Raw genomic sequence first — 17547 nt, forward strand, 5'->3', positions numbered from 1 at the left:
TTTTCAGACTTACCCACGCATGTTGATACAACAGTCAAAAACTCTCGACAAGTCCGGCTTTTTCACCATGACATGTTGCACCATGAATTTCCAACCATAGGTAAAATCCATGTTCACCACGACATACAACAATTCTCACAAACATAATTTGTCAACCGACAAAAAATCTTCACGGGTCCTTGACCCCATTCTGGCCCTGGCCCTTCTCCTCTGTTCGACCACTCCGGCCTTGGCCCAAGACCTGCCAATGACTCCGGAACAAGAAATCCTGGCGGATGCGGAAGCCGCTTGGATGGAAGGTACGACACCACTTGCCTTGGAAATTCTCCGCCAAGGAATTCAAGACCATCCAGACGCGCTAGAGTTACAAAAACTGCGTGGCGATATTCTCGTCACCACTCGTCGCCCACAAGAAGCCCTTGAGGCCTATGACGCAGTTCTTCACAAAGCGCCGGACGCGCTGAATGCCCTTTGGGCCAAATGGAGTACTTTATTACGTTCCGGGCAGAGCGACCAGGCCATCGAAGAGTTTCAACGCATTGCCCAATATGATCCCACGAATCCCTTAGTACCCCTGCGATTGGCCCAAGAGCTGAGAAAGATTGATCGTCTGGAAGAATCCTTTGAATGGTACAAAAAAGCGCTGGCCCTCGGCCCTGACCTCCCTGGCTGGCGACTCGCCAAAGCCCGCGCCCAGTTTGATATCCTGGATGGTCGAGGTGCCCGTGACGAAGTGAAACAAGTGCTCGCCATGGTTGCTCCCGGGTCGCCGGAAGAGACCGCTGCTCGCAATCTGCTTTCTGTTGTGTATGGCGCCACCAAAGAACGGGGCCGACGGTATCAGTACATTTTCAGCCCCGAAGGCACAGCAGCAGAACGCAAGGAATGGGCCGCAATCCGTGCCGATTCCTGGAGACTTGTCGAAGAAGGACGCTATGCCGAAGCCGAACCGCTGTTACGCCGCGTGATCGAACTCAAGCCCAGCGACTATCGGGCCAGCCATGATTTGGGACGAGCCCTTATGGGCATGGATCGATGTCAAGAGGCCGTCGATATCTTTGAAAAAATGGTGGGGCTCAACCCCTCGGATGAAGTGTATACCGACACCTTTTACCGCATGGGGCTGTGCCTCATGAAGTTGGAACACTGGAAGGAAGCGCTGATTCATTTCCAAATACTTCATGACGCTGCGCTGGAATTTGAGCTCAGTACAAAAGAGGCCCCAGTCCCTGGAGGACTGACAGTTCTGGATATCAAAAAAATTGAGCAGCGGTTAAAAGAAGTTCGGGAACATCTTCCCGCGGCCGAACTACCGAAGGATGACGCCAATGAGCGTATTCCCTTGGCCAATGGCTCGAAGCCCGAAGGTCAATCCGAGGAGGAACTGTACAAGAAACTCGCCTCGAAACGATTGGAACCCGAGGACCCTATTTTTACACGGGCTTCCTTAATGGGTCGAGATGCGGATTTCAGCTTATTTCGACATGTGATTCCAGCTGGTCGCGTCATGCGAGATGATTTACCGGGAGGGGCTCATGAATTTATTCCGATCAACCCTGGGGATACATTTCCCACGACACAGGAAGAGATATTTTTAGTATTCGGGCTCGTAACCGCATCCTATGATGAGGTCGCCCTGGCTACCCAATGCTACCTAGAAACTTCAGAAATCACCCTGGAGCAACAGCCATTGGCACAAGATCGCATCGTCATGGCCATGAGTGAACAAACTGGTTACTTTCTCCTATCTCCACCAGAAAAAGGCTGGCTTCCAGGTTTGTACCGCTGCGGATTGTTTGTGGGCAATACGATCACGGCCTATACTCACACCGACGAAGTACGGTTCCGCATTATCGAACCCACCCCGTCGACCTAACACCTGAACATGAAAAAAGGCCAACACCCCAAACACATATAACCATGTGCGAGAGGTTGGCCCTTTTCCTTGACCACAAGAGAACCGACCTGGCCTAGTGCGTGCCCCCCTCTTTAATATTCAACACCTTCACATCAAAATACAGTGTTTGCCCAGCCAGGGGATGATTGAGGTCGAGGATCGCCGTTTTGTCGCGAATCTCCGTCACTTTGGCATACATCGGTTTTCCAGTTGGATCTTGGCCTTCCAAGACTTGCCCGACCTTTAATGAATCACCAGGAAGCTGTTCTTTCGGCACTTCAATTATGGCCTGCGGATTCACTGGCCCATATCCTTCTTCCGGCGTGACCACGACCTGTTTTTCTTGGCCAACCGCCATCCCTTCCAATCGCTTCTCAAGACCAGGAATAATTTGCATCGAGCCCTGCGTAAAGACCAAAGGCTCGGCCGCGACATTGGTATCCACAATTTTTTTATCCTCCAACCGTAAGGTATATTCCAACGATACTTCTTTGCCATGAGAAATAGTCAAGGCCTGAGGAGCTTGGGCCAAGCTCAGGGAACTGATGTTGAACGTAAACACAACCAACCACAAGACAACTAAGACACGTTGAATCCGAGCGCGAAGGGACATGGGACAACTCTCCTTGTAATCACACCGACGTAAGAAAGAAAAAATAGGCTGGAAGTGTTCGCGGAAAAGGCGGAACAAACGGGACAGGCGTTCAGTCCCAGACTATTGGTGAACGGATAAAATTATCTTACCAAATACCTTAAGTAGGTTTCCAACAACCTGAAATGCTGGGGTTGTTGGCCAATCGGTTTACATTATGGAATGTCTCGAATTTGGATGGAATCGACCCGATGTTGCGCCAGGACATCTGAAATAATCACGACTTTTTCTCCCATTTGGAAATGTTCCCGTTCCTTTAAAATCCTAAAGGCCGTTTGCAACGTCTTTTCAGGGTCGGAGCTAAAATTAATTCTGAAGGGGAACACTCCGCGATTGAGTGTCATGGTCCGACGGGATTGACTCATGTTAGTGAAGGCATAAATATTGGTGAAAAATGGGCGACAATTTGAAACGAAGTCGGCCATGATTCCCCTTCTCGTGATCACAACAATCCCTTTGGCTTGCAAGCCTCCTGCAAGTTGGACGGCTGCGATGGCTAATTGTTGTTTATCTTTTGTCCGCTGCAAATTTTTCGCAAATTGCAATCCAGGGATCGCTTCGGTTTTGATTGCAATCTTTCGTAGGTGCTCAACACATTTAATCGGATATTTCCCCACCGTGGTTTCACCAGAAAGCATCACGGCATCCACTTCTTCATAAACCGCATTGGCCACATCCGTCACTTCCGCGCGAGTAGGGATCGGATTGTGAATCATCGACTCCAGAAGATGGGTCGCGACAATCACCCGCTTTCCATATTCCGCGCAGAGTCTGACGATTCGACGCTGGACGTTTGGTAAATCCTCCAGGTTGATTTCTGCTCCCAAATCTCCTCGAGCCACCATAATGCCATCGGCTTCCTGAATGATGTCTTCCAGGTTGCGCACCCCTTCCTGGTCTTCAATTTTCGCAATAATTTTTACCCTCCCGGCTTTGTGGCCCATGAGGTGTCGTAACCGTCGAATATCCTCAGCTTCTCTAACAAACGACAGGGCAATAAAATCCACATCCGCCGCCAAGCCAAACGCAATATCCTGTTCGTCCTTTTGCGTAATCGCCGGAAGATTGACACGTATGCCTGGCAAATTAACATGGCGTTTACTTTTCAACACCCCCCCATCAATGACACGACACTGCATGAGACGATCTCTTTTCTCCAGGATTTCAAAATTAATCAACCCATTATCCACAGTAATTTTGTCACCCACGTTTACCGACTCCATAATTTCGGCATAGTTGATGTGAATAGAACTTTCCTCCACATCCAGAGGTCCGCGTGCAGCAATCGATACGATCGTGCCTTCCTGTAAATTGAGATCCTGGACCAGATCCCCTGTTCGAATTTCTGGGCCTTGGGTATCCAGGAGAATCGGAATCGGAAATTCAACCTTTTTGTTGAGGGTCTTTATATGCTTGATCACCTTGGTATGGGATTCGTGAGTGCCATGAGACATGTTCAACCGAACAATGTCCATGCCGGCATCATACATTTTGCGCAACATCTCGTAAGATTCTGTCGCCGGACCAATCGTACAAATAATTCGTGTTTTCTGCATAAGCCCTTCTTGGAAGAATGAAATCTTTCTGATTTTGGAGTTATTTCCCAAATTGGTCAATAATGTGAAAGACAAGAGGCCTGGCGTATGACCAAGGATACAGGTATTTTCCAAGTCAAACTCTCTGTTTACGACGAAGCCAAAAAACATATAGGATATAGAATTTTCCGCGTTTAGGTAGTTGAAAGCTGGACGCGTAAACGAGGTAAAGGATGAATGCAAAAGCCGAAAATCTGAATTTTGTGACCATCAATGGTCTTCTCTCTTACGGGGAAGCCTTAGTCCGACGTCCGTCAGTGGAGGGTGCAGAACTCCCTCCCGCTCCAGGTCCATCAGAAGATCGCCCAAAACGGGTGCTGGTGGCTATGACCGCAATTAGAGCGTTTGTCCATGATGCCCAAAAGGGTTTTGCCGATGCAGCAGCATATGGAAATGCCAGGCACCAGCTGATCCAACAAGCATGTGGAGGAGATGATTTGGTGTTTTTCGCAGCCTGGAATCAGCTCCTGGCTCAAGGGGAGCTTTCCGCTTTGATGCGAGCGCCAATCGGCGCCACAATCAAACCAACACGACGTCGCCCAGTGGCGATCGTGCCCCGCGAACACATGACTCCCAATTTGGCTGAAGGCCGGATCGTCCTGGACATAGGAAACGATCAATTTTGGTTGATGCCCAAGGACTTAAGCGACCGCACATTATTTCTGACCATGCGGCACGGAGTCTCACAGGTCGACAGTAAGAAGTTTCGTGTGGGACGCCGGTTGAAGAACGTGCTTGATCCCGAGCGAGGAATCCCTAAAGCAGAGGCCATTGGAACCGCCCTTGCCCGAACTTTAGGCCTGGTAGGAAAACAACTGGACTTCCTCCACCTGCATAACTACCTGGACCCAAAATCATTTGTGCATATGGTAAGTCGCAGTCCCAATACTCGTCAGCTCTTTGAACGGGTCGTCTCCATCCTGTCCCCGGATACAGCCAAGACGACTCAACCCATTGTAGAAGGTGCATTAGAATCACAAGACTTCGGATGGGCCACCGGCATTGAAAAAACCGCCGAACTCGAAGAAGCCGCTAAAGCCTTTGGCGTGGATACGAAGACAGCCCAGCGTCTGATTAAACACCCACTTTATAGTTATCCGGGGGGCCATTCGTTTTTTGAACTCTATGTGGACTTGGTAGATGGGTTCCATCATTTGGGCCAGACCCACCAGGGAGAGGTCCTGTGTTTGTATACACACAGCTCGACATTACGGGCACTTTTAATATTTCTAGATCCTCGTCCATTCAGCGAGGCCTTTTCTGAATTTGGCGCCTATAAGGAAGGACAGGATAACGTCGTGCTCCTGACCTTTGAGCACGGTCAATTGTCGGGATATTCCACGGCAGTCGGACTTTCAGAACGGGAACGTGCAGCCCGCGAGGCCTGGAAAACCGTAGAACAAGAACGTCGTGATAAGGTCACACTTCACCCACGCCAAATTCGGCGGGTGGTTGCCTTGGTCTCAGGTGGAGATTTTGCAGGTGCCGGAGCGGCATTGAAGGAACTTCGCGTCACGGGAAATCGATTAGGTCTCGAAGTCTATTTCGTGCAACATGGCTTTCTGGGGTTGGCCAATAATTGGATAGAACTGGTAACCGAACAAAACACGCGTGGCATGAGCAATCATGCCAGCAGCCCAATTGGAAGTAGCCGCTTTGAAGATTTTAAAGATGAAGAGGTGCAACTGGCCGCTATTCATCATCTCAAACCATACATGGAAGATGGAGCATTGGTCGTGATGGGCGGTGACGGCAGTATGCGTGGGGCTCGTGCCATCTTTGAACGGTTTGGAATACAGGTCATCGGGATTCCAGGTTCGATCGATGACAATATTGCCGGGACCACCTCCCTTGGGCTTCAATCAGCAGTAGCTCTGGCCAATCAATCCATCGAGTCGCTGAAAGCGACGAGTGCGGCTATGGGAAGTGTATTTTTCGTGGAAGTCATGGGTGCGGGCTCCGGTCATTTAGCCTTAATGTGTGCCTATCAGGCACGCGCGGAAGGGCTGTTGGTCAACGAACATCCTGACCCTGATGCGTATATCGAAGAAGTCATTTTGGGAACATTGAAACAAACCTTGGGGGTCCAAAACAAAAGCCACATTATTGTGGTGGCCGAACGCACACCTCACTGCCATCATCCCGTGGGTGGAGTCCATGGTCTGGTCGACTATGTCGCCAATAGGATTTCCCAGTGGACCCACCTTCAAACAAGATCCGGATCTTACCCACTGTCCGTTGCCACGAAGGCCACCATTTTGGGCCATACACTCCGAGGTGCATCCCCGACACCGGTGGACAAAACCATGGCTCAACACCTCGCCTACGAAGCCATTCGAAGTTTGGTCGAACAGCCCCAAGAAGTCATCGGATGCATGTTAGCGTACCGAGACTCAGGAACCATTCAACCGATTCCCCTGCATGCGTTGGCACCCAAACCCTTTGATTGGGAATTGTTCGCTCGAATGCACGGAACCGAATTGGCATTGTAGCCGGTCCGACGTGTTCAAGGAATTCAGTCTGGGAAAATAGAATTAAGAGGCGGGGATAGCAAAGGCTTTCTCAATCAGTGCTTGCGCTTCTTCCTGAATCTTTCGAAGATGATCCTGCCCCTTGAAGCTCTCGGCGTAAATCTTATAGACATCTTCGGTGCCTGAAGGGCGAGCAGCAAACCAGCCGTTCTCGGTAATCACTTTCAGCCCCCCAATCGCACTATCATTACCAGGCGCTGCAGTCAGAATAGCTTTGATCTTCTCACCTGCTAAATGGTAAGCCTGCACTTGTTTCGGTGAGAGCTGTTTAAGACTGGCCTTCTGCTCTCGCGTGGCGGGTGCATCAATTCGCTCATACACTGGATCTCCCAATTCCTTCGTGAGATCGAGGTAGAGCTGGCCGGGATCTTTTCCTGTTTTGGCCATCATTTCCACGGCCAAAAGATCCAGAATGATACCGTCCTTATCGGTAGTCCAGACCGATCCATCACGACGAAGAAAGGATGCTCCTGCACTCTCCTCTCCTCCAAAACCCAGGGAGCCATTAAGAAGCCCATCCACAAACCATTTGAACCCGACCGGAACTTCAACGAGACGTCGTCCGAGTTTGCCGGCGACGCGATCGATCATACTGCTACTTACCACTGTCTTTCCGATGGCCGAATCCTCTTTCCAATCCGAACGGTGCGTAAAGAGATAAGAAATGGCCACAGACAAATAATGATTGGGGTTCATCAACCCACCACTGCGTGTCACGATTCCATGTCGATCGTGATCGGTATCATTAGCAAAGGCGATCTCGAAACGGTCTTTCATGGCAATCAGTCCGGCCATGGCATAGGGTGATGAACAGTCCATGCGGATCTTTCCATCCCAGTCCACACTCATGAAGCGAAAGGTCGGATCAACCGCGTCATTTACCACGGTCACGTCAAAACCGTAACGTTCGCTGATGGGCCCCCAATATGCCACCCCCGCACCACCAAGCGGATCGACTCCGATGGCGAGGCCTGCACTTCGAATCACCTCCATGTCGATCACCGTTCCAAGGTCTCCAACGTAGGAGCCCACGTAGTCGTACCGATAGGTCGTCGCAGCGCGGAGGGCCTTCTCATACGGAACACGCATGACCTCGCGCAGGTCATTGGCAAGGAACGCGTTCGCACGTTCCTCAATCCAGTTGGTCGCTAGAGTGTCGGCCGGACCACCGTGGGGAGGGTTGTATTTGATACCACCGTCTTCGGGAGGATTATGTGAGGGCGTGATGACGATGCCGTCGGCAAAGCCTTCACTACGCTCACTATTATAGCTAAGAATGGCATGAGAGATCACTGGTGTTGGGGTGTAGCCGAGGTCCTGATCAATCATTGCCACCACACCGTTTGCCGCCAACACTTCGAGTACACTTGTAAAGGCAGGTTCAGAGAGCGCGTGAGTATCCATGCCCAGAAAGAGTGGGCCGACAAGGGATTGTTGTTGACGATACAAGCAGATAGCTTGGGTAATCGCCAAAATATGCGCTTCGTTAAAAGAATTTTTGAAGGATGACCCTCGATGGCCTGAGGTACCGAACCCCACCAGTTGCTCGGGGATTGAGGGATCTGGGCGGCCCGTGTAATAGGCAGTCACCAACTTAGGAATGTTGGCGAGCATGGAAGGCTCAGTGGGTTTCCCGGCAAGGGGACTTACCTTCATTCTGATCTCCCCAAATCGCCCAGGAAGAATCTTTTCATCCCTGTTCGTGGCCTCGTTGTTCACGCAAGAACCGTGGGCGATCGCGAACCGAGATCATCCGAATAAGATCACGAACAGAAAGAATCCCTACGATGGCATGGTTTTCGGTTACCGTTAAATGACGAATACCTTTTTCAGCCATAAGATCACTGGCATCATGCACGGTTCGATTGATATCGATATCAATGAGGGGACAAGACATGACGCTACCAACCGTGACCTGATTGGGATCCTGATCACAACCAACGACTTTTTGGACAAGATCACGTTCCGTGACAATGCCTACGACAACCCCGTTTTGTGACACTAATAATGAGCCGATGCGCTTTTGGGTCATGGTGGTGGCGACGCGTAAAAGAGATTCCTCTCGATCAATCGTCACCATCGACTTCTGCATCAGGATACTCAAGGGCCGATAGACATCATCCAAATCACGAAGTGGCCCAGACGCGGCATACACAAAATGTTTTACCAAATCACGAACGGAAATCAGCCCCACAATATCATTTCCATTAGACACGCAAAGATGACGAACTCCTGACTGCTCCATCACATGACTGGCATCCAACATCGTGGACTCGATGGAAATGGTCTGAAGGGGCGTGGTCATGATCTGAGTCACCTTGGTGGCCGGGAGGGACAAACCTTGGGCCAGACCTTTCCGCACAAGATCGGTTTCTGAAAGCAACCCAATCATGGCAGATGATTGGGTTGCTTGCCCTTCTCCATGAACCAGGAGACATCCGATCTTTTGCTCAGCCATCCTTTTGGCTGCCTCCACGAGAGTCGTCGCCGCCTTGACCGAGACAAGATTCCGCTGCATAAATTTTTCCACTCGTTCACCTGGACTGGCCATAGAATTTTCCTTGGCGTTGAAGTAAATGAAGGGTTAGGAGCGAATCAGCATTACTCGTGAGCCAAGACATGATTGGAATACGATTGAGAATCCCAACGGCACGTTGCGTTTGTTGATCCTCTGCCTGGTATCTCCTGCGTCAGGGAATACAAAAAAAGCCAAAAGTTTTATCCCAAACAAAAAGTAGCGAAAGAAACCGTAGAGGGTCAAATGCGGTATGCGCTCTTAGGAAGAGGTCAAGAATTGGGATGGGATCGAGATGCAGGCGGGACAAATCCAAGAAACCAAAATTTAGCAGGTTGTCAATTTTCACTTTTGCCAATCAAATCAAGGCCTTACCAAAATCCGTCCCGAGTTTTCCCTGACACATGCACCCTATCTTTTCTGCAAAGTGCATGCTATGCTGGCCCTACTTTATCGCGTTGGACCTGGTGATAAAGAATAAGCAAACGAGGTCCTTTACCGATATTGTTTTGTCATAGAGTTCATTCGGAAGTTAGCCCCTTATCGCATCAGTTTCGCGTCAACGGATTCCACCTTCCCCATTCGCTATCTCTAAAACAAGACAGTGTCAAAATTTTCAAAGGAGGAACCGCATGGGTTCTAAAATTTATGTTGGTGGTTTACCGTATTCTGCAACCGAATCTGAGATCGAGACCTTATTCGGCGCGCATGGCACCGTAGAGTCTGCACGAGTCATCACAGACAAGTACACCGGGCAATCTCGCGGGTTTGGTTTTGTGGAAATGTCATCTCCAAGTGAAGCGGAAGCCGCTATTTCGGCCTTGCACTCTACGGAGATGGGTGGTCGTACCTTAACCGTGAACGAAGCCAAACCAATGGCCCCACGCTCTGGCGGTGGTGGTGGATTTGGTGGTGGAGGCGATAGAGGCGGCCGGGGCAACCGGTTTTAATCGTCACCAAGTAATTCCTATATTAGCGGCGTGGCTGGTTATAAAATCCAGCCACGCCGCTTTTCTTTTGCCGTTAAGTGATGGCAGTTCTTGAACCCATCGCGCAGTTTTGTGAAATGTAAATGTGATCGGCGTTTAATCCTCTGCCACCCGGGAGGGCTTTTGATACACGTGCGGGGATTTTCCGAGGTACACCTCTGCGGCTTCCATAAGGGTTTCAGACAACGTAGGATGGGGATGAATCGAGAAAGCCAGGTCTTCCGCCAAAGCTCCCATTTCAATGGCCAACACGCCCTCCCCGATCAACTCACCTGCTCCGGAACCGACTAGTCCCACACCCAAAATTTTCCCGGTCTCAGGATCAAGAATCAATTTAGTGAAGCCATCCGGTCTTCCAAGAGTCTGCGCTCTTCCTGAGGCTCCCCAGGGAAATTTTGCTATTTTGATTTCTCGATGACTTTTTCGCGCCTCGGTTTCCGTAACCCCAGCCCAGGCAATTTCCGGATCAGTGAACACGACTGCGGGAATCGCCCGGTGATCAAAGGCCTCTTCTTTTCCAGCAATCACTTCAACAGCCACATGGGCCTCTGCCGTTGCTTTATGAGCCAGCATCGCCCCCCCTACCACATCTCCAATCGCGGAAATCGCTGAGTCTGCGGTGTGCTGTTGATGATCGATTTCAACAAATCCATGTTCATCAGTTTTGACCTTGGTGTGTTCCAATCCGATTCCTTTTGAGTTGGGTTGACGGCCCACGGAAACCAGAATTTGATCGAACGTATGTTCTTTTTCAGAGACCGCTCCTTCTAAAACGGCTGTAAAACCGGAATTGCTTTTTTCAATGGATTCGACTTTGGTTTTGAGGAAAATATTTTCAAACTGCCTTTTTAATCTCAACTGAAGTGGTCTGACCAAATCCGCATCCACTCCAGGGAGCAAGCTGTCCATCATCTCCACCACCGTCACCTTACTACCAAACGCCGCATACACCGTTCCCATCTCTAGACCGATGTACCCGCCTCCGACGATCAGAATTTTCTTTGGGATCTCATCCACTTCCAGCGCAGAAGTAGAATCCAACACCGGTGGATCGAGGGCTTCAAACATTTTCGGAAGAATGGGCCTGGACCCCACGGCCAGAATACAATGATCAAAACGTATCGTATCCTTACCCGAAACCACGATCGTATGAGAATCCTGGAATACTCCATGTCCCGAAACAAATTTGACCCCTCGCTGTTTACAGAGTGTCACCAGGCCGCTGGCCATTTTATCCACCACTGAGTTTTTCCATTGTCGCACTTGTCCAATATCGATCGCGGGTTCTCCAAAGACGACTCCCCACTCTTTTGCCTGCCGAGTCTCATGGATCAGTTTTGCCAGATGAAGTAACGCTTTTGAAGGAATGCAACCCCGATGAAGACAGACTCCTCCGGGCTTGTGTCCGGAATCCACCAGGGTCACGGTCATGCCCATGTCCGCCGCAAGAAATGCCGCGGCATATCCCCCCGGACCTCCACCCAAGACCAGAAGGTGTTTTTTGCTCATAGAGGTCATCATTATTACCCTTTCAATTATCCTTCCAAAAGTAGTTCCTGATAGGTTTCCAGTTCGTGCGCAATCAATCGGGAAAAACGGACGGCATCGGCCCCGTCAATGACCCGGTGATCGTAAGAAACACTGAAAGGCAGAATTAACCTTGGCTGGACCTGGCCGTGCCTCCAGACTGGGACCAGCTTGTTCCGCGAGAGCCCCACCACCGCCACGTCTGGCGGACTGACCAACGGCGTAAACCCGGTTCCGCCAATGCCACCCAAATTAGAGATAGAGATGTTGCCTCCGCGCAAGTCTTCCAGTGCGACTTTGCGACTCCGGGCCTTCTCGGACAACTCGGTCAATTCAATCGCCAGTTCAGTGAAACTTTTTTGATCTACATTTTTTAACACAGGCACGATCAGTCCCGCTGGGGTATCGACCGCCACCCCGACATTGAAATATTTTTTATAGATGAGTTCTTTGTGAGTCATATCCAAGCTGGCATTGAATTGTGGCAAAGCCTTTAACGCAGCCACGACGGTTTTCAACACAAACACCGTCATCGTCAATTTGCCGCCCTTCTGCTTTACATACTCAAGATTCTTCTTTCGCATGGTTTCCAGCTCAGTAATGTCGGCTTCATCAAACTGAGTGACCAGCGGCACTCTGGGCCAGGCAGATGATAGATTCTCGGCGACCTTCCGGCGTAAGGATGACAGGGGTTTCGTTTCGATCGCACCCCATTGGGAAAAATCCGGCAATTCCTCAACCGCTTGGGCACCTGAAAATGACCCAGCTCGAAGCAGCTGTTTGGTATGGGCCTTTATATCATCTGGAGTGATTCGACCTCCCCGGGCAGTTCCCTTCACCGTGGAAAGATCAATCCCCAGATCTCTGGCCAGTCTCCGCGTGGCGGGCCCGGCCGGGATTAATGTTCCTGTCGTCTTGCCATCTTCGGCTTTAGGCGTTTGGTCATCAGACTGGGAAGAGACTTTTTGGGATTCTTCCTTCACGGAAGCGGTCTGACCTTCTTCAGCAACAGGCTGTTTGTCATCTTTTGGCTTTTTGTCTTCTGTATCTTGTTTCGCTTCCTCGGGCTTTCTGTCTTCCTGAGGTTCGGTTTCTGGTTTTTCGCTGGAGGCTTCCTCAGGTTCGAGAGTGAACAACACCTGACCAACCTTGACCGTATCTCCTTTTTTGATACGGACACTCGCAATTTTTCCCGCTTGAGGTGAAGGGAGTTCAATCACCGCTTTGTCGGTCTCCAATTCCAAGAGAACGGAATCTTGGGCGACGTCATCACCTGTGGAAACCAGGATATTCACCACCTCGCCAGTTTCGATGCCATCGCCCAATTCTGGAAGCACAATTTCTTCGTTCATAATGTCAACGGATTGTCCTTTTCAGGGTCAATATTCAAATCTGTGATGGCTTGTTGAACGGTTTTCTTGTCAAGTTTATTTTGCCACCGGAGCGCATCCAGCGTGGCCAGTGTCATGCATTCCGCATCGACCTCAAAAAACCGTCGGAGCGCGGACCGTGAATCACTCCGACCAAACCCATCCGTACCCAGAACAATCAATCCACCTGGAACCCATGGAGTAATTTGCTCAGCCACCAGTTTCATATAGTCCGACACTGCGACAAAAGGCCCCTCTTCTTCCTTCAGGATGGATTCAATATAGGAAACCTTTGGGGTTTCCAAAGGGTGTAAACGATTCCACCGGTCGACTTCCAACGCATCTCTTCGCAGTTCCTTATAGCTGGTCACGCTCCAGACATCAGCAGAGACTTGATAACGTTCTGCCAGAATGGTCTGGGCCCGAAGGGCTTCCGTGATCAGGCTTCCACTGCCAAACAGATGCGCTTTGATCATTTTGGCATCCGTGGGCCCAGGCTGAAACTTATAGATTCCCTTTAAAATGCCTTCGTGATTGTGTTCCTTCATGGGGGGCATCGCGTAATTTTCGTTGCCCAGAGTAATGTAATAAAAAACGTCTTCCTGCTTCTCGTACATTCTTCGAATGCCATCCTGAATAATGACCGCAATTTCATAGGCAAAAGCCGGATCGTATGCGACCAGATTAGGAACAGTCGTAGCCAGCAAATGACTGTGACCGTCCTGGTGCTGTAATCCTTCCCCATTCAAAGTGGTCCGTCCGGACGTGCCTCCCAACAAAAACCCTTTGCTTCGCATATCCCCTGCGGCCCAAATCAAATCGCCAATGCGTTGAAAGCCAAACATGGAATAAAAAATATAAAAGGGAATCGTATTGATACCATGCGTGGAATAGGCTGTTCCGGCCGCGATGAAAGAAGCCATTGACCCGGCTTCATTGATCCCTTCCTCCAGAATCTGCCCGTCCTTCGCTTCTCGGTAATACAACAGTTGCTTGGAATCCACAGGCTCATACAGTTGGCCCTGGCTGGCATAGATGCCATATTGCCGGAATAACGACTCCATCCCAAAAGTCCTGGCCTCATCCGGAACGATCGGGACAATCAACTTTCCGATTTCCTTATGTCGTAACAAACGATTAAAAATCTGGACGAAGGCCATGGTGGTGGAGACTTCTCGTTCCCCGGATCCCTCGAAAAACTCCTTAAAGACTTCCTGGTCCGGGGTTTTTAAGGGAGGCGCCTTCTTGACGCCACGATTCGGAAGATAGCCTCCCAACGCTTTTCGTCGTTCATGCAAATACCGGATTTCGTCACTGTCGTCCGAGGGTTTAAAATACGGAGCGTCCCCAACCTCTTCATCATTAAGCTCAATGCCGAGCCGGGAACGGAAATTCTTCAATTCCTCTTCATTCAATTTCTTTTGCTGGTGAGTCACATTCCGGCCCTCTCCGGCTTCGCCTAATCCATATCCCTTGATGGTTTTGGCGAGAATCACAGTTGGGGCTCCCTTAAATTTGACCGCCGCGTGATAGGCCGCAAAAATTTTTTCCAGATCATGTCCTCCGCGTCTCAATTTCGGCAGATTTTCATCAGTCAGATGTTCCACCAGTGACAGCAACTCGGGATTTGCCCCGAAAAAATGCTCCCGAATAAATGGTCCCGACTCCACACTGTATTTCTGATACCATCCGTCCACCACTTCGCTCATTCTCTGCCGAAGTAATCCGTCTTGATCTTTTTCCAGCAGTGGATCCCAGTCAGCACCCCAGACGAGCTTAATCACATTCCACCCGGCGCCCCGGTACGCGGCTTCCAATTCCTGAATCACTTTGCCATTGCCCCGAACCGGGCCATCCAATCGCTGCAGATTGCAATTGATCACGAAAATGAGATTGTCCAGTTTCTCCCTGGTAGGGAGCGTCAGACTTCCCATGCTTTCGGGTTCGTCGGTTTCGCCATCTCCCACAAACACCCACACTTTCGATTGGGAGGTATCCAGTAACCCGCGTTGTTCGAGATACCGGTTGAAGCGGGCTTGATAGATTCCCATGAGAGGCCCCAGCCCCATGGAGACCGTAGGGAATTGCCAGAAGTTTGGCATCAACCATGGATGGGGATACGAAGAGAGCCCTCCCCCTGGCTGCAATTCCCTGCGAAAATTTTCCAATTGTTGTTCTGACAACCGTCCTTCCAGAAACGCACGGGCATAAATTCCGGGAGAGGCATGTCCTTGAAAGTACACCTGATCCCCAGAGGAGTTGGTGCTGGATGCACGAAAGAAATGGTTAAACCCGACATCCAACAGCATGGCCAATGAAGCAAAGGTGGAAATGTGCCCACCAATGCCCGGGCACACACGGTTGGCCCGAACGACCATCGCCATCGCATTCCAACGCACCAGACTTCTGATCCGTTTTTCCAGGGCAATATTTCCCGGATACTTCGGCTCCTGATGGACAGGTATCGTATTGACGTACGCCGTATTCGCCGTAAATGGCAGAGGATGTCCTGCCTTGTCCATTTCCTCTTGAAGACGCTTGAGAATAAAAATAGCTCGATCTTTCCCAGCTTCCCGCAAAATATAATCCAGGGAATCGACCCACTCCTGAGTTTCCACGGGATCAAGATCTCCCACGGTCGCCATGTCTATTTGCTGGTCATTTGTTGGCATGTTCATGAACCCATTCCGGCCCAAAATTAGAAAATATATTTTTGATCTCTTGTGGATTATTCAACATACCAGGACCATAGTCAAAATGTAGCCATTCAGTGATATTTTTCATGCTGAAACTATGTTCATTGATCAGACGGTGAAAATTTGGTTTTGATGTCTCCCCTTGGATTACTGCTGGGTAAGTTGATTGCGGAACTCGGTTGCGGTGTTGAAGAGACTCAACGCAGCTGAATAGCTGAGAGCAGCTGATACGGAATCAGTCAAACTGAAGAGGAAAAGACTTTTGGTCTCATAGGTTTGAAAAAAGCGCACATTTGGGAAACCTGTTTTAGAACCTGTTTGAACCAGGTCAGTTTGGATTGGTGAAAAAGGCAGATATGTTTTTTCAATACAAGATAGGCGAATCCATTTCTGGATTTATGGAAAAATGTGATTAATAGGAATTGCTTTATTAATTCTTGAAACTTTCAGGGTACTTTCTTCTTAATCTACTAAATTTCGTGTATGGGGAAATCTAAGCATTTGGCCTTGCCGTTCAACTAGGTGGCTGAGTGCCTCGACTTTTTTTATTTGAAGCACGCCGCCTTCCCAAAAATAGTCATCATTAAAAATTACCGGGACAGGAACCTGTCCATTCAAAATTTTTAGGGGATCAGCAAGCCTGTCTTCTCGACTTAACTCAGCAGAATAATTATTCACCCACTCCAAAAGGTTTTTTATTTTTTGCCCAAGTGGAAATGTGTCTAGCCGGGCCAAGATTTTCTTTAAAAGATCATCCCTATGTTTTTGAAGTTCATTTAAGGGTGGCAGGCCCACTTCTTTTAATAGGTGTTTCATGCCTTGTTCTATATCATCAGTTTGGAAAGTATTAAATGAGTGAGAGCTTTTTTCTAAAGCAGCACGAAAAATTGGAAAAATAAATGAAGGGTGAGGCACGTCAAGGTGAGGTAACAAATCTGGACGATGGATTTCAGCAAAGGACCTTAATGCCCTCCATATATCCGGGTCATCGAATGGAATCTCGGTTAAGAGAAGGACCAAATGGCCTGAGACAAGATAGGCTTTGTCAATGTTTTCTTTTCCATAAATTCGCGCTAGCAACGGGGCGAGCCAATGAGTCAGACAATAGTAATGGAGTAAACTGGGCACATATGCCTGTTGAGATAATTTTTCAACGATACTGTGCCTATCTTGGGTTTTCATCTCCCCCAAAAAGTCAACAGCCTTAGCCATGTGTTCAAGCAAAGTTCGCATTCCTACTGGAATCCGCAAAAAGGAAGGGCTGGTATCAGGATGCCCCACATGAAATCGGGTTGCCCAAAAACTATGTCCTGATAATGAACCATCCACACGGAAAAGACGGCCCGTCACTTCTTTTACTTGCCAAATTTCCTTATTCAATAAAGCATTCTCAAATTCCCACGGGCGTTCTTCGTAGTAGTATTCATCATCAATAGAGAGAATCTGTTTGGTCCGCGCAATGCGAAGAATTTGCTCCGCTTTCCACGTTAACTCCTGTTCTGCAGTTTTTTTCGGCATCTTTTTTTGAATGACATCAATTGATTCTACCCAAAAGCTTAAATCTTTTAGGCCAATATAAGTAGTGAGGTAGTGGAGCAAATGCCCAAATTCGTGCCTGAGTGTTAAATGTGCCTCTCGAGGCAATTCTTGAAATGAGTCGACATACTTGGTCGATAAATTGATATGGAATGTTTGGAGACTAAAGCTTCCCAGAGTAACAACATCTCTTAGGTTTTTCTGAATTATGAGAGGAAGAGCTTTCATCCTTCCTGAAC

At 49.3% G+C, this 17547-nt stretch carries 11 protein-coding genes; 3 read left to right on the plus strand and 8 right to left on the minus strand.

Annotation, left to right across the window (positions count from 1 at the left end; all coding sequences use genetic code 11):
• Positions 1-109: 109 nt before the first annotated feature.
• Positions 110-1876, plus strand: a complete 1767-nt coding sequence (locus PPG34_RS18185) for a tetratricopeptide repeat protein (RefSeq protein ID WP_313834871.1) — start codon at positions 110-112, stop codon at positions 1874-1876.
• 94 nt (positions 1877-1970) lie between these two features.
• Here PPG34_RS18185 and PPG34_RS18190 read toward each other — a convergent pair whose 3' ends face one another.
• Positions 1971-2510: an FKBP-type peptidyl-prolyl cis-trans isomerase gene (locus PPG34_RS18190; RefSeq protein WP_313834872.1), complete on the minus strand. Its 540-nt coding sequence runs from the start codon at positions 2508-2510 to the stop codon at positions 1971-1973.
• A gap of 194 nt (positions 2511-2704) precedes the next feature.
• Entirely contained in the window at positions 2705-4105 is a 1401-nt protein-coding gene (gene pyk / locus PPG34_RS18195) for a pyruvate kinase (RefSeq protein WP_313834873.1), read from the minus strand.
• Positions 4106-4317: 212 nt separating this feature from the next.
• On the opposite strand from pyk, the gene PPG34_RS18200 reads away from it, so the two are divergent.
• Positions 4318-6636, plus strand: a complete 2319-nt coding sequence (locus PPG34_RS18200; protein ID WP_313834874.1) for a 6-phosphofructokinase — start codon at positions 4318-4320, stop codon at positions 6634-6636.
• 42 nt (positions 6637-6678) lie between these two features.
• Here PPG34_RS18200 and pgm read toward each other — a convergent pair whose 3' ends face one another.
• Both pgm and PPG34_RS18210 read right to left on the minus strand, forming a co-directional pair.
• On the minus strand, positions 6679-8331 hold the full coding sequence (gene pgm, locus PPG34_RS18205; RefSeq protein WP_313834875.1) for a phosphoglucomutase (alpha-D-glucose-1,6-bisphosphate-dependent): 1653 nt from the start codon (positions 8329-8331) through the stop codon (positions 6679-6681).
• A 34-nt stretch (positions 8332-8365) separates the two neighbouring features.
• Positions 8366-9226, minus strand: a complete 861-nt coding sequence (locus tag PPG34_RS18210) for a CBS domain-containing protein (RefSeq protein ID WP_313834876.1) — start codon at positions 9224-9226, stop codon at positions 8366-8368.
• 596 nt (positions 9227-9822) lie between these two features.
• On the opposite strand from PPG34_RS18210, the gene PPG34_RS18215 reads away from it, so the two are divergent.
• Positions 9823-10140, plus strand: coding sequence for an RNA recognition motif domain-containing protein (locus PPG34_RS18215; RefSeq protein ID WP_313834877.1), 318 nt, complete (start codon positions 9823-9825; stop codon positions 10138-10140).
• Positions 10141-10275: 135 nt separating this feature from the next.
• Here the strand turns inward: PPG34_RS18215 and lpdA are convergent, their stop codons facing one another.
• The 4 genes from lpdA to PPG34_RS18235 all read right to left on the minus strand — a co-directional run bounded on the left by lpdA (position 10276) and on the right by PPG34_RS18235 (position 17536).
• A complete protein-coding gene (lpdA, locus tag PPG34_RS18220; protein ID WP_313834878.1) occupies positions 10276-11688 on the minus strand; it encodes a dihydrolipoyl dehydrogenase in 1413 nt (470 codons plus the stop codon).
• A 26-nt stretch (positions 11689-11714) separates the two neighbouring features.
• Positions 11715-13058 carry a 2-oxo acid dehydrogenase subunit E2 gene (locus PPG34_RS18225; RefSeq protein ID WP_313834879.1) on the minus strand — a complete coding sequence of 448 codons (1344 nt, stop codon included), beginning with the start codon at positions 13056-13058 and terminating at the stop codon, positions 11715-11717.
• Entirely contained in the window at positions 13055-15754 is a 2700-nt protein-coding gene (aceE, locus tag PPG34_RS18230) for a pyruvate dehydrogenase (acetyl-transferring), homodimeric type (RefSeq protein WP_420888108.1), read from the minus strand. The genes PPG34_RS18225 and aceE overlap by 4 nt, the downstream gene beginning before the upstream one ends.
• A gap of 480 nt (positions 15755-16234) precedes the next feature.
• Positions 16235-17536 (minus strand): hypothetical protein, encoded by a 1302-nt coding sequence (locus tag PPG34_RS18235; RefSeq protein ID WP_313834880.1) that lies wholly within the window; start codon positions 17534-17536, stop codon positions 16235-16237.
• Positions 17537-17547: the final 11 nt, after the last annotated feature.

Source organism: Candidatus Nitronereus thalassa (assembly GCF_032191465.1).
GTDB lineage: Bacteria > Nitrospirota > Nitrospiria > Nitrospirales > UBA8639 > Nitronereus > Nitronereus thalassa.